We start from the raw sequence: 13,571 nt of genomic DNA on the forward strand, positions 1-13,571 counted from the left end.
ACTCTACGGGGGCTTCGTTGCGCGGTGCCGAAGGGGCGTGCCCCCCCCTCCCAGCCTCCCCCTATCGCGCGAGGCTCGGCAAGGGGAGGAGCTTGGGGCGGGCGACGGCGCAGCGTCGAATTACATGTTCCGCCGGTACTCGCCGCCGACGTCGTAGAGGGCGTGGCTGATCTGGCCCAGGCTGTGCGTCTTCACCGCCTCCATCAGCGCCTCGAACACGTTGCGGCGCTCACGGGCGGTGCGCTGCAGGAAGGCCAGGCCATGGCCGTCGTGCACCTCGTCCTCCGCGGTGGCGTCCTCGACCACGTGGGCGTGATCGGTCTCGCCTTCCGGGGCGAGGCGGTTGCGATTGGTCTGCCAGCCGCGCACGTTCTCGATCTGCTGCGCCTTCTCTTCCTCGGTGCTGCGGATCAGCTCGATCTCGGTGGCGACCTCGCCGGCGTGCTCCTTGGGCAGGAACATGTTGACGCCGACCAGGGGCAGCGAGCCATCGTGCTTCTTGTGCTCGTAGTAGAGCGACTCTTCCTGGATCTTGCCGCGCTGGTACATGGTGTCCATGGCGCCGAGCACGCCGCCGCGCTCGCTGATCGCCTCGAACTCCTTGTACACCGCCTCTTCGACGATATCGGTCAGCTTGTCGACGATGAAGCTGCCCTGCCAGGGGTTCTCGCAGAAGTTTAGCCCCAGCTCCTTGTTGATGATCATCTGGATGGCCACAGCGCGGCGCACGCTTTCCTCGGTCGGCGTGGTGATGGCCTCGTCGTAGGCGTTGGTGTGCAGGCTGTTGCAGTTGTCGAACAGGGCGTAGAGCGCCTGCAGCGTGGTGCGGATGTCGTTGAACTGGATCTCCTGCGCGTGCAGGGAACGGCCCGAGGTCTGGATGTGGTACTTCATCATCTGGCTGCGCTCGTTGGCGCCGTAGCGCTCGCGCATGGCGCGCGCCCAGATGCGCCGGGCGACGCGGCCGATGACCGTGTACTCCGGGTCCATGCCGTTGCTGAAGAAGAAGCTGAGGTTCGGCGCGAAGTCGTCGATCTTCATCCCGCGGGCGAGGTAGTACTCGACGATGGTGAAGCCGTTCGACAGGGTGAAGGCAAGCTGGCTGATCGGGTTCGCCCCAGCCTCGGCGATGTGGTAGCCCGAGATGCTCACCGAGTAGAAGTTGCGCACCTTGTGGTCGACGAAGTACTGCTGGATGTCGCCCATCATGCGCAGCGCAAACTCGGTGCTGAAGATGCAGGTGTTCTGCGCCTGGTCCTCCTTGAGGATGTCGGCCTGCACGGTGCCGCGCACGGTGGCCAGGGTCTGCGCCTTGATCTTCTGGTAGATCTCGGGCTCGACCAGCTGGTCGCCGGTCATGCCGAGCAGGGCGAGACCCAGCCCGTCATTGGTCGGCGGCAGCTCGCCGTGGTAGCGCGGGCGGGTGCGTCCCTCGAAGAAAGCGGCGATCTTCTTCTCCGCCTCGGCCCAGCGCGCCGGATCGGCGCGCAGGTATTTCTCCACCTGCTGGTCGATCGCGGTGTTCATGAACAGGGCGAGGATGATCGGCGCGGGCCCGTTGATGGTCATCGACACGCTGGTGGTCGGCGCGCTGAGGTCGAAGCCGGAGTACAGCTTCTTCATGTCGTCGAGCGTCGGGACGTTGACGCCCGAATTGCCGATCTTGCCGTAGATGTCCGGGCGCGGCGCCGGGTCCTCGCCGTACAGGGTCACGCTGTCGAAGGCGGTCGACAGGCGCGCCGCCGGCTGGCCCACGCTCAGGTAATGGAAGCGACGGTTGGTGCGCTCGGGCGTGCCCTCGCCGGCGAACATGCGGATCGGGTCCTCGCCGGTGCGCCGGTAGGGATAGACGCCGCCGGTGTAGGGGTAGTGGCCGGGCAGGTTCTCTTTGCCGAGGAAGACCAGCAGCTCGCCCCAGCTCTTGTAGGTCGGTGCGGCGATCTTCGGCACCTTCTGGTGCGACAGCGACTCGCGGTAGTTCTCCACGCGAATGGTCTTGTCGCGGACCTGGTACTCGCCCACCTCATCGGTGATCGACTTCAGCCGCGCCGGCCACTCGCGCAGCAGCTTGAGGTTCTCGGCGCTGAGCGACTGCACGGCGTCGTTGTAGCGCTGGCGGAGGGTGGTCAGGGTGCGATCACCACCCTGCAGGGCGTCGGCGGCGAACAGATCGAGCGCCTTCGGCAGCGCATCATCCTCGAGCTCCTTCAGCGCCTGCCACAGCGACTGCGCGCGATCGGCAATCTCGGCCTGGCTCTCGATGGTGCGGTTGATCGCCCTGCCCTGTTCGGCGATCTCGGCGAGGTAGCGCACCCGCGCGCCGGGGATCAGCACCGTGGCGCGTGGCTCCTTCAGTGCCGTGTCGATGTTCGGACTGAAGTCGCAGTGCGGCGTGCGCGCCGAGAGTTTCTCGCGCAGCAGGCGGCACAGGTTGCTGAACATCCAGCTGACGCCCGGATCGTTGAACTGGCTGGCGATGGTCGGGTAGACCGGGACGTCCTCGTCCTTCATGGTGAAGGCGGTGCGGTTGCGCTTCCACTGCTTGCGCACGTCGCGCAGGGCGTCCTCGGCGCCGCGCTTGTCGAACTTGTTCAGCACGACCAGTTCGGCGAAGTCGAGCATGTCGATCTTCTCGAGCTGCGAGGCGGCGCCGTAGTCCGAGGTCATCACGTACATCGGGAAGTCGACCAGGTCGACGATCTCCGAGTCGCTCTGCCCGATGCCGGCGGTCTCGACGATGATCAGGTCGTAGCCCACCGCCTTCATGAAGGCGATGCAGTCCTTCAGCACGACATTGGTGGCGACGTGCTGACGGCGCGTGGCCATCGAGCGCATGTACACCCGATGGCTGCGCAGCGAGTTCATGCGGATGCGGTCACCGAGCAGCGCGCCGCCGGTGCGCCGACGGGTCGGGTCGACCGCGACCACGCCGATGCGCATCTCGGGGAAGTGCTGCAGGAAGCGGTTGATCAGTTCGTCGGTGACACTGGACTTGCCGGCGCCGCCGGTGCCGGTGATGCCGACCACCGGCACCTTGCCGCCGGCCAGCAACCATTCCTTGCGCAGCTTGGCGAGTTCGGCCTCGCCGAGCACGCCATCCTCGATGGCGCTGAGCACACGACCGATGGCGATCTCATCGCCGATCGGCGGCACGCTGGCCTCGCGCGCGGCCGATCCGCCCGTCTCGCGGGCGTCGGCGGCGCGCTTGACCACGTCCTCGATCATCTCGACCAGGCCCATCTTCATGCCGTCATTGGGGTGGTAGATGCGCTCGACGCCGTAGGCCTGCAGCTCGCGGATCTCCTCCGGCGTGATCGTGCCGCCACCGCCGCCGAACACGCGGATGTGGCCGGCGCCGCGCTCCTTCAGCATGTCGACCATGTACTTGAAGTACTCGACATGGCCGCCCTGGTAGCTGGACAGGGCGATGGCGTCGGCATCCTCCTGCAGCGCGGCGCGGACCACGTCCTCGACGCTGCGGTTGTGGCCCAGATGCACCACTTCCGCGCCCTGCGCCTGGATCAGCCGGCGCATGATGTTGATAGCGGCGTCGTGGCCGTCGAACAGGCTGGCCGCGGTGACAAAGCGCAGCGGCGTGGCTTCCGGGGCGGGCTGTTCGATGCGGGTGGCGGGCGTGCTCATGGAGGGCTCCGTCGAAGGCGGGCGAAAAGACCGCGAATTGTAACCTGCGCAACGGTTAAGGCCCGGTGGTGAGCGCTCGGAGCACCGTACGCGGGCGTAGGGCCTGGCGGCGCGCAGCAGCCCGATCGCGTCGACTCAGAGCTGGCTGAGCAGCGCGTCGAGTGCTTCCCCGGCATGCGGCAGCAGGGGTGAGAGGCCGCGGTTGTAGCCCGGCAAGGCGAGGTAGGCATCGAAGTGCGGAGCGTTTGCCGGGTAGCTCGCGGCAAGCCTCGCCCCGGCACGTCGCGCCATGCGCGCATAGGGAAGACTCGAGAACGCCGGCGGGATCAGGCCATCGCGTTGGCCATGGATCAGCTGCACCGGCAGCGGCCCGCCGGGCGCCGCACAGCGCGTCGCAGCCATGCCGCGCATGATCCGCTGATCGCGCCCGCTGCCGTGGAGCATCCGGTGCAGGCGAACCAGCTGCTCCGCACGCGGGGCGGGGTCGACGATGCCGACCCCGGCGCCGGGCACGATTCCCGAGCCATCGCTCCACCACAGTTCGCGTTCGGCCTCGCTGCTCGGTCGCGGCTGCCCGGCCGCATCGAGGGCGGCGTAGTGGCTGCGCATCGGCGTATCCGAGGGCGCGGCCGAGGCCAGCGCTGCGGTGTAGGTGTGGCCGGCCGCGTACCAGAAATCGAACATCGTGCTGAGCAGGGCCGAGCCCAGGGCCGCCTCAGGCCAGCCACGCCGGCGCAGGTGACGCCAGGCGCCGTGGGGCGTGACACCGGTCCAGCCCAGCGCATGCAGGGCGGCGCGGCTGGCCTCGGCGTACTGCTCGAGCGGCACCGGCGCGAAAGGCCGGACTTCGGCCACCCGCTCCTCCAGCTCGCGCACCTGCAGGGCCAGCGGCAGCCACAGTGCGGCCTCCGCCGCGTAGTCGAGAAAGCCGCGCCCCCCGTGCCGGGCCAGAACGTTGGGCGCCAGCACCACCGCGCCGTCGAAGCCTTCCGGCTGCTCGATGGCGCGCAGCACGGCGGCGCCGCCATTCGACAGGCCCAGCGCCACGCAGCGCCGCCGCTGCGAGCGCGAGGGCGTATTTCCAGGATGCAGCGCATCCAGGGCCGCCCAGCCAAAACGCATGGCCTGGCGCACGTACTCGCCCCAGTGCGCCTCCGGATTGCCGCCGGAGTGGGCATGGGCAATCAGTACGCTGTCGGGGGCGACGTCATCCAGTGACGGGCGGAACAGCTGGCGCGATGGGTCGTCGGTCATTTCCCCGAGCAGGTCCGGACCGCAGCCGCTGGCGGCGTCGAACCAGTCGGTGCCGCAGCCCTTGTCGGTGTGCACCACGGCCCAACCGCGCGGCAGCGCCCAGGCGCTGGCCAGGGCCACCGCGCCATAGACGCCCCGCGATCCGGAGGACGCGGTGACCAGCAAGCGCGGATTCGCGGGATCGAAGTGTTCGGGAACCTGCAGCATCACCCGGTGGCCGGGCGCATCGGGCGGACGCAGGTAGGCGTGCAGCTCTTGACCCGGAATCGGCTGCGACAGTGCCTCGACCAGGCCCGGATCGGGAGCGGCGAGGAAGGCGATGCCCTGCCAGTTGGCGTGCAGCGCCCGGCGCCGGCGCGCGGCGCGGTCCAGCGGGCCGGCAGGCGGCTCGATGGGCACCTGCAGCCCGGCCAGGCCGAGACCGCCGCTCAGCAGGTCGTCAGCCGCAGGTTGTTCATGCAGCGCGACCGCAACGCGCTGGCCCTCGAAATCGATCCACTCCATGCCGGCATCTTGCCGGAGCCGCTGGCCGAACGTACATGGCGGCGGCGGAGCGGGCGCTGCTATCGTCCGCCGCTGTATCCGATCCGATGACGAGCAGAGCATGAGTGAGCGTTTCCTCGAGGGGCGGACCGCCCTGGTGACCGGCAGCACCTCCGGCATTGGCCTTGGCATCGCCGAGGCGCTGGGCGCGGCTGGCGCGCACGTGGCGCTGAACGGGCTGGGCGAACCGGCGCAGATCGAGGCAGCCAAGCAGCAGGTCAGCAAGGCCGGCGCCGCTGAAGTCCGCTTCGCCGCGGCCGACCTGCGCGATGCCTCGGCAATCGAAACCATGATGGCCGAGGTCGCCGCTTGGCGTGCCCCGGACATTCTGGTCAACTGTGCCGGCGTGCAGCACACCGCGGGCATCGCAGAGATGCCGGCGCAGCGCTGGGACATGCTGATCGCGATCAACCTCAGCGCCGCCTTCCACACCATGCGCCTCGCCCTGCCCGGCATGGCCGCACGCGGCTACGGCCGGGTCCTCAACGTCGCCTCCGTGCACGGCCTGGTGGCCTCGGTAAACAAGTCGCCCTACGTCGCCAGCAAGTTCGGCCTGGTCGGACTGTCCAAGGTGGCCGCGCTGGAGTACGCACGCGCCGGCGATCGCGCAAGCGGAGGCGTCACCGTCAACTGTGTGTGTCCGGGCTGGGTGGAGACGCCGCTGATCGAGCCGCAGATCCAGGCCCGCGCCGAGGCCGCCGGCGGCGACCGCACCGCCGGCGTGCGCGACCTGCTCAGTGAAAAGCAGCCCAGCCAGCGCATGTCCCTGCCCGAGGATATCGCCGCGCTATGCCTGTTCCTCTGCCGCCGCGAGGCGCACAACATCACCGGCGCGGCCATGCCGGTCGACGGCGGCTGGACCGCGCAGTAACGGCGGGCCTGCTTCGCGGCAATACAAGGGTTCAGCGCAGCGAGCTCCGCTGTTCGGGAACTGGCGGGGGCAGCGCCACCGCCCGCGCATCGGCTCGGTAAGCTCTCGCCATGCCCGTCCTGCCGCGCCCCCGCCTGACCCCGCTGCGCCTCGTTCTGCTGGCCCTGCTTGGCTGGTTCGCGGGGCTCTGGGCGCTGGACCGGCTGTTCCCCCTGCCCCTGCCCGACCTTGCCAGCGACCGCGCCACCGTGGTCGTCGATCGCCACGGCGAACCGCTGCGCGCGTTTCCCGACGAGCGCGGCGTCTGGCGCTATCCGGTCAGCCCGGCCGAGGTCTCGCCAGCCTATATCGAGGCATTGATCGGCTACGAGGATCGCCGCTTCCACTATCACGGCGGCGTCGATCCGCTGGCCCTGCTGCGTGCCGCGGGGCAGTGGCTGTGGCACGGCAAGGTCGTCTCGGGCGGATCGACCCTGAGCATGCAGGTCGCGCGGATCATCGACCCGCATCCGCGCAGCCTGACCGGCAAGCTGCGCCAGATGGCCCGCGCGGTGCAGCTCGAATGGCATCTCGGCAAGGAGGGGATCCTCGCGCTCTATCTCAACTATGCGCCCTTCGGCGGCACCCTGGAGGGGGTCGAGGCGGCCAGCTTCGGCTACCTCGGCAAGCCTTCCTCGCGACTGTCGGACGCCGAGGCAGCCCTGCTCGCCGTGCTGCCGCAGGCGCCGAGCCGGCTGCGCCCGGATCGTCATCCGCGGCGTGCACAGCAGGCCCGGGACAAGCTGCTGCAGCGCCTGCAGGATCTCGGCGACTGGCCGGCCCAGCGGGTCGCCGCTGCCCGTCAGGAGGCGGTGGTCGCGCGCCGCCTGGTGCCGCCGATGCTCGCGCCCCTGGCCGCGGAGCGCCTTCGCCGGCAGTTCCCGCGATCCGCACGCATCGACGCCACCCTGGACGCCGAACTGCAGCGCCGCGTCGAGGCCCAGCTGGCGGCCTGGATCCGGCGCTATCCCGAGGGCACTTCGGCGGCGGCGCTGGTGGTCCGCAGCGATACGCTCGAGGCGCTCGCCTACGTCGGCACCGCCGCGTTCGGCGACGCCACCCGCGCCGGCCACGTCGACATGCTGCGCGCCTGGCGCTCGCCGGGATCCACCCTCAAGCCCTTCATCTACGGCCTCGCCCTGGACGAGGGCCTGATCCACTCCGCATCGCTGCTGGTCGATGCGCCGCAGGATTTCGATGGCTACCGGCCGGGCAACTTCGACCAGCGGTTCAGGGGGCCCGTGGACGCCGCGCAGGCACTGCGCCTGTCGCTCAACATCCCGGCCGTAGCCCTGCTCGACCGGCTCGGCCCGGCGCCCTGGGCCGCACGCCTTGGCCACGCCGGAGTCCGGCTGCGCCTGCCCCGCGGCACCGCCCCGCATCTGGGCATGGCGCTGGGTGCCAGCGAGGTGCGGCTCGACCAACTGGTCGGCCTGTATGCCGCCCTGCACGCGGACGGCATCGCCCGGCGGCTGCGCCTGTCCGGCGCGCAGGCCCCTGAGCCGGGGCGGCGACTGCTTTCGCCAGGCGCGGCCTGGATCGTCCGGCGAATGCTGGAGCGCAGCGAGGACGATGCCTGGTTCGACCGCGGCGGCCGGCCAGACCTGGCCGCCAAGACCGGCACCAGCTACGGCTTCCGCGACGCCTGGGCGATCGGGGCCACGCCTGCGGTCACCATCGGAGTCTGGGTCGGCCGACCGGATGGCACCCCGCTGCCCGGCCAGTTCGGTGCCGTCTCCGCCCTGCCGCTGCTGCATCGTCTGGTTGACGGCCTGCCACGTGACTGGCGCCGCGCCGCCCTGCCACGACCGGACAGCGTCGAGGACGACGTGATCTGCTGGCCGCTCGGCCGTCGGGTTCGCGACACCGATCCCGCGCACTGCCATCGCCGGTTGGAGGCCCTCATCCTCGAACAGACCGTTCCACCGAGCTTCGCACCGAAGGGTGAAGCGCAGCCCCCGCGCATCGAATCGGTGCGAATCGACAGCGTCAGTGGCCGCAGGCTGTCGGCGCTCTGCCGGGGCGTCCATCAATCGGCGCTGCACCCGGTGGCCCGATGGCCGGCGCTCGCCCTGCCCTGGCTCGACGCCGAGACCCGCCGCCGCAGCCTGCCGCCGCCCTTGTCGCCCGACTGCCTCGAGGACAGCCCTCCCCTCGAGGCCCTGGTCATCCTTGGCATCGACGCCGGCAGCCGGCTGCGCAGCCCGCCGGGCAACCCCAACGCGCCGAAGGCCAGCGTCCGCGCCAGCGGCGCCACCGGCAACGTGCGCTGGCTGCTCAACGGCCGCCTTGCCGGCGAATCCGCCTCCAGCGAACCGCTCACCCTCAGCCTCGACCACCCAGGCCCGCAGATCCTCACCGCCCTGGATGCCACCCAGCGTTATGGGCAGGTGGAGTTCGTGGTGGAGTGACCGGCCCGGGTAGGGCCGCAGGGGGGCGCGAAGTGCGCCTGCGCCCCGGTCCATCTGGTGGGCCGACTTTCTGTGGGAGTGCCCATGGGCGCGACCGCGGAGTACCGCTCTGGCCCCGGTCTGTGGTGAATCCGATGCGCTGCGGTCGCGCCCAAGGGCGCTCCCACAGTCGAGCCTCGTTGAATTGCGAGATTGCGGTCGAAAGAGGGCGGGATTCAGACGCGCCAGGACGGCGCGAAGCAGGCATTCATAGGGTGCGGCTGGCCGCACCGGGCGTACCGTCCGAACGCCCGTGTCGGTGCGTCCAAGACGCACCCTATGGGGCTTCGCTCACGCCCAACGAAGCCCGAGTGTGGGAGCGCCCTTGGGCGCGACCGCGGAAATCCACTCTGGCCGCGGTCTGTGGTGAATGCGTAGCGCTGCGGTCGCGCCCCTGGGCACTCCCACAGTTTGACTGCGGCAAGGTCTGCTTTACGGCGCAAAACGGACCTTGCAGCACCGCTGCGTGTAGGAGCCAGCTTGCTGGCGATCATCCCGTCGGGGGCGCCTATCGCCAGCAAGCTGGCTCCTACATTCGGGTTCTGCGGATGGTCCGCTCTGCGCCCATTTTTCCCCTACGCCCGATAGCTCTGCAGATGGATGCTGCTTTCTGTGGCGCTGATGCCCGGGACCTTGCGGATGCGCTCGAGCACGGTCGACAGCTCGGCAAGATTCCCGACGCGGAGTTCCGCCAGAAGGTCCCAGCGGCCATTCGTATCGTGCAGGGCGGACACGCCGGGCTCGCCGAGCAGGGCGCGGACCACGCCGTGCTGTTTGCCCTCGACCGCGATGCTGGTCCAGGCGCGGATCTCGTCGGAGACGGATTCCGGGCGCAGGCGCAGGGTGTAGCCAACGATCACGCCCTCGCGCTCGAGCCGGCCGAGGCGGTTGGTCACCGTGCCGCGGGAGACGCCCAGCTTCTGAGCCAGCTCGGCCACGCTGGAGCGGGCGTTCTGCCGAAGCAGGCCGATCAGACGGTGATCGAGATCATCCATCTGTACATTATGTCAATCACCTCTGACGATTCGCAAGGATACTGCCGTATAGCTGGCATTACTTCTCTTTTGCACTGACGGCTCGATCCTGACAATGGAACGCAAGCGGCGCGTCCTGCCGCTCCAACACCGGGAGATGCCATGACCACCTTGCTCACCACCCACGATGTCGCCGCCATCGCCGCCCGCACCGGACTGCCCGAAATGCTCCGCCAGATGGTTCGCTATCTGGAGGCCGACTTCCGTCGCTGGCCCGAGTTCGAGAAGTCGGCGCGGCTGGCCTCGCATTCCGAGGTCGGGGTGATCGAACTGATGCCGGTGGCCGATGCCAATGAGTACAGCTTCAAGTACGTCAACGGGCATCCCAAGAACACCCGCGAGGGCCTGCCGACGGTAATGGCCTTCGGCGTGCTGGCCGATGTGGCCACCGGCGCACCGACCCTGCTCAGCGAGCTGACCCTGACCACCGCGCTGCGCACCGCTGCCACCTCGGTGATGGCCGCCTCCGTGCTGGCCCGTCCCGATGCGCGCAGCATGGCGCTGATCGGCAACGGCGCGCAGGCCGAGTTCCAGACGCTGGCCTTCCACTATCTGCTGGGCATCGATGAGATCCGCCTGTTCGATGTCGACCAGGCGGCGACCAGCAAGCTGCTTGGCCACCTGACCCGGGTCCCCGGCCTGCGCCTGAAGGTCTGCGGCAGCACCGCCGAGGCCGTGCGCGGCGCCGACATCGTCACCACCGTCACCGCGGACAAGACCAACGCCACGATCCTGACTCCGGCGATGATCGAGCCGGGCATGCACGTCAACGGCGTGGGTGGCGACTGTCCCGGCAAGACCGAGCTGCACGCCGAGGTGCTGCGTCGAAGCCGCGTATTCGTGGAGTTCGAACCGCAGACGCGCATCGAGGGCGACCTGCAGCAGATGCCGGCGGATTTTCCGGTCACCGAGCTGTGGACCCTGCTGGTCGACCCGGCGAGCTTCCAGCGCAGCCCGGACGATGTCACCGTTTTCGACTCGGTCGGTTTCGCGCTGGAGGACTACTCCGCCCTGCGCCTGCTGCGCGACTTCGCAAGGCAGTACGGCATCGGCGAGCAGATCCCGCTGATCGCCGCACCGACCAATCCGAAGGACCTCTACGGCGAACTGCTGCGCCTGGCGCCGGCGAAGGTGCGCGCGGCCTGATTGCGGGGCGCTGCGAAGAGCCTGACGCTCTTGGCGCCTGCGTAAACCCCTCCCAGCCTCCCCCTGCCCGCCCTGCGGGCGCGCAGGGGGGCTGCAGGCGCAGCCGGTCCGCCGTACGCGGCAAACCCTGCCGCGCGCAGCCACCCTTCCGACGTTCTGTTCGCACCGCATGCAGGAGCCAGCTTGCTGGCGATCGGCCTACGGCGGGCGCTGTTCGCCAGCAAGCTGGCTCCTACCACAGCCTGCCCGGGCGCTTCGGAACGGCGGCGTAGTGTCGGCCAGAGAGGGAATCGATACGTTTGCAGGAGCAAACGTCGCGAGCGCAGCGAGTCCGAAGAACGCGGCGCAGGGATGCGTCGCGCAGCACCCGACTCGGGGGTGAGATCGCCCAGGCTTCCTCAATCGAGGAGGCGGCGAAAGCGCAAGGATTCCGGAGATGGTGGCCAGGGAGGGAATCGATACGTTTGCAGGAGCAAACGTCGCGAGCGCAGCGAGTCCGAAGGACGCGGCGCAGGGATGCGTCGCGCAGCACCCGAAGGGGGTGAGATGGGAACGGAGCCTCGACGGCGGAGATCGCCGGAGTGCTCAGGTCTGCTGAAGGGGATGGTGGCCAGGGAGGGAATCGAACCCCCGACACGGGGATTTTCAATCCCCTGCTCTACCAACTGAGCTACCTGGCCAGGAACCGCGGGCCGAACGGCCGCGGTGAAGACGCGCATTAAAGCGGCAAGGCTCCTTCTCGTCAAGGGGGCAACACGCGATGGCAGGCGATGGCGGGCTCGGTCTGTGGCTGCCACACTGGCCGCCAACAATTCGACAGCGAGGAGCTCCCCAATGGCCGAGCCGACTGCCGCCCCGACCCTGCGCCGCGACCGCAGCGCGGCGAAACAGCTGTTCTTCGGCGATATCTTCGAGGAGAACCTGTTCCCCTACCCCTCGATGCGCGAGCGCGACCGGGAAATGCTCGGGGCCATGGTCGACGCCATCGACGACTTCCTCGACGCCCACGCCAAACAGCTCAAGGAATGGGACGAACACGGCGAGCAGCCGGAGTCCTTCATCCAGGGCCTGCGCGACATGGGCCTGTTCGGGCTGATCATCCCCGAGGAGCATGGTGGCCTTGAACTGAGCAATGCAGCCTACGCGCGCGTGCTCGGGCAGACCTCGCGACACGACAGCTCGGTGTCACTGACCATCGGCGCGCACTCCTCGATCGGCATGAAGGGGCTTCTGCTCTGGGGCACAGACGAGCAGAAGGCCCGCTACCTGCCGCGGCTGGCCAGCGGCGAGCTGATCGCGGCGTTCTGCCTGACCGAGTCGGGTGCCGGCTCGGATGCCGCCTCGATCCGGACCAGGGCGGAGAAGCAGGACGACGGCAGCTGGTTGCTCAACGGCGAAAAGATCTGGATCACCAATGGCGGCATCGCCGGCTTCTACACGGTGTTTGCGCGCACCGACGGCGAGGGCGGGAAGATGAGCGCCTTCATGGTGGAGGCGGACTGGCCCGGGGTCGCCCACGGCCCACACGAACACAAGATGGGCATCCGCTCGAACAGCACCACCACGGTCAGTTTCACCGACGTGCGGGTGCCGGCGGAAAATCTGCTCGGCGAGGAGGGCAAGGGCTTCAAGGTCGCCATGTCGATCCTCAACAACGGCCGCACCGGCCTTGGCGGCGGCGCCGTGGGCGCAATGAAGAACCTGATCCGGCTGGCCACCGCCCAGGCCCAGGACCGCAAGCAGTTCGGCAAGCCGATCGCCGAGTTCGGCCTGGTCCGCGAGAAGCTGGCGCAGATGGCGGTGGACTGCTTCTGCGCCGAGAGCACGGTGTTCATGGTCGCCCACTACATCGACTCGGGCGTCGAGGACTATTCGCTGGAGGCGGCGATCAGCAAGGTATTCGCCTCGGAGGCGATCCAGCGCTGCGCACACGAGGCCCTGCAGATCGCCGCGGGTAACGGCTACATGAAGGAGTACCCGTACGAGAAGATCGTTCGCGATTCGCGCATCCTGTCGATCTTCGAGGGTACCAACGAGATCCTGCGCCTCTACGTCGCGCTATCCGGCTTGAAGGATGTCGGCGCCCAGCTCGGCGAGCTGAAGGCGGCAGTAGGCTCGATCTTCAACGACCCGATCAAGGGCTTCGGCGTACTGTCGGGTTACGCACAGCGGCGGATCAGCCATAGCACGGGATTCGGAGCCGACCGCATCCTGCGCCAGCTGCCGCCGCGGCTGGCCACCTGCGCCAAGGTCTACGAGAAATACGCCAACGAGCTGTCGCGGGTGTCCGACGAGGCGCTGCGCGAACACCGCCGCGGGATCACCGAGCAGCAGTTCGTGCTGAAGCGGCTCGGCGAGCTGGCCATGGACCTGTTCGTCGGACTGTGCGCGCTGTCCCGGGCCGACACCCTGGCCAAGTCGAACGCCGAGGGCGCGGACCAGGCGATCCGCATCGTCGAGATCTTCACCGCCCAGGCGAGGCGGCGGATGTTCCGCTGCGTGAAGGGCATGGAGCGCAACGAGGATGATTCCGTGGATCGCCTGGCCGGCGACCTGCTCGGCCGCGGCGCCTATCCTTTCGACGTGCTCTGA

7 protein-coding genes and 1 tRNA gene are annotated in these 13,571 nt (G+C 68.9%); 4 read left to right on the top strand and 4 right to left on the bottom strand.

Going from position 1 to position 13,571, the window contains the following annotated elements; all coding sequences use genetic code 11:
• Positions 1–120: 120 nt before the first annotated feature.
• Positions 121–3,642, bottom strand: coding sequence for a methylmalonyl-CoA mutase family protein (locus M0G41_RS10940; RefSeq protein WP_248209234.1), 3,522 nt, complete (start codon positions 3,640–3,642; stop codon positions 121–123).
• Between the two features lie 135 nt (positions 3,643–3,777).
• Positions 3,778–5,400, bottom strand: a complete 1,623-nt coding sequence (locus M0G41_RS10945) for a 3-hydroxybutyrate oligomer hydrolase family protein (RefSeq protein ID WP_248209235.1) — start codon at positions 5,398–5,400, stop codon at positions 3,778–3,780.
• 100 nt (positions 5,401–5,500) lie between these two features.
• On the opposite strand from M0G41_RS10945, the gene M0G41_RS10950 reads away from it, so the two are divergent.
• Together M0G41_RS10950 and pbpC are read left to right on the top strand one after the other, a co-directional pair.
• A complete protein-coding gene (locus tag M0G41_RS10950; RefSeq protein ID WP_248209236.1) occupies positions 5,501–6,310 on the top strand; it encodes a 3-hydroxybutyrate dehydrogenase in 810 nt (269 codons plus the stop codon).
• A gap of 110 nt (positions 6,311–6,420) precedes the next feature.
• Positions 6,421–8,760, top strand: a complete 2,340-nt coding sequence (pbpC, locus tag M0G41_RS10955; RefSeq protein ID WP_248209237.1) for a penicillin-binding protein 1C — start codon at positions 6,421–6,423, stop codon at positions 8,758–8,760.
• 614 nt (positions 8,761–9,374) lie between these two features.
• On the opposite strand, the gene M0G41_RS10960 is transcribed toward pbpC, so the two are convergent.
• A complete protein-coding gene (locus tag M0G41_RS10960; protein ID WP_248209238.1) occupies positions 9,375–9,794 on the bottom strand; it encodes an Lrp/AsnC family transcriptional regulator in 420 nt (139 codons plus the stop codon).
• 141 nt (positions 9,795–9,935) lie between these two features.
• Between M0G41_RS10960 and M0G41_RS10965 the strand changes: the two genes are divergently transcribed.
• The gene (locus M0G41_RS10965; RefSeq protein ID WP_248209239.1) at positions 9,936–10,979 is read left to right on the top strand and encodes an ornithine cyclodeaminase; all 1,044 of its coding nucleotides are present in this window, start codon (positions 9,936–9,938) and stop codon (positions 10,977–10,979) included.
• 604 nt (positions 10,980–11,583) lie between these two features.
• Here M0G41_RS10965 and M0G41_RS10970 read toward each other — a convergent pair.
• A tRNA-Phe gene (locus tag M0G41_RS10970) sits at positions 11,584–11,659 on the bottom strand.
• 154 nt (positions 11,660–11,813) lie between these two features.
• Here M0G41_RS10970 and M0G41_RS10975 point away from each other — a divergent pair.
• Positions 11,814–13,571 (top strand): acyl-CoA dehydrogenase family protein, encoded by a 1,758-nt coding sequence (locus tag M0G41_RS10975; RefSeq protein WP_248209240.1) that lies wholly within the window; start codon positions 11,814–11,816, stop codon positions 13,569–13,571.

It is taken from the genome of Pseudomarimonas salicorniae, assembly GCF_023156535.1.
Taxonomy (GTDB): Bacteria; Pseudomonadota; Gammaproteobacteria; order Xanthomonadales; family Xanthomonadaceae; genus Pseudomarimonas; species Pseudomarimonas salicorniae.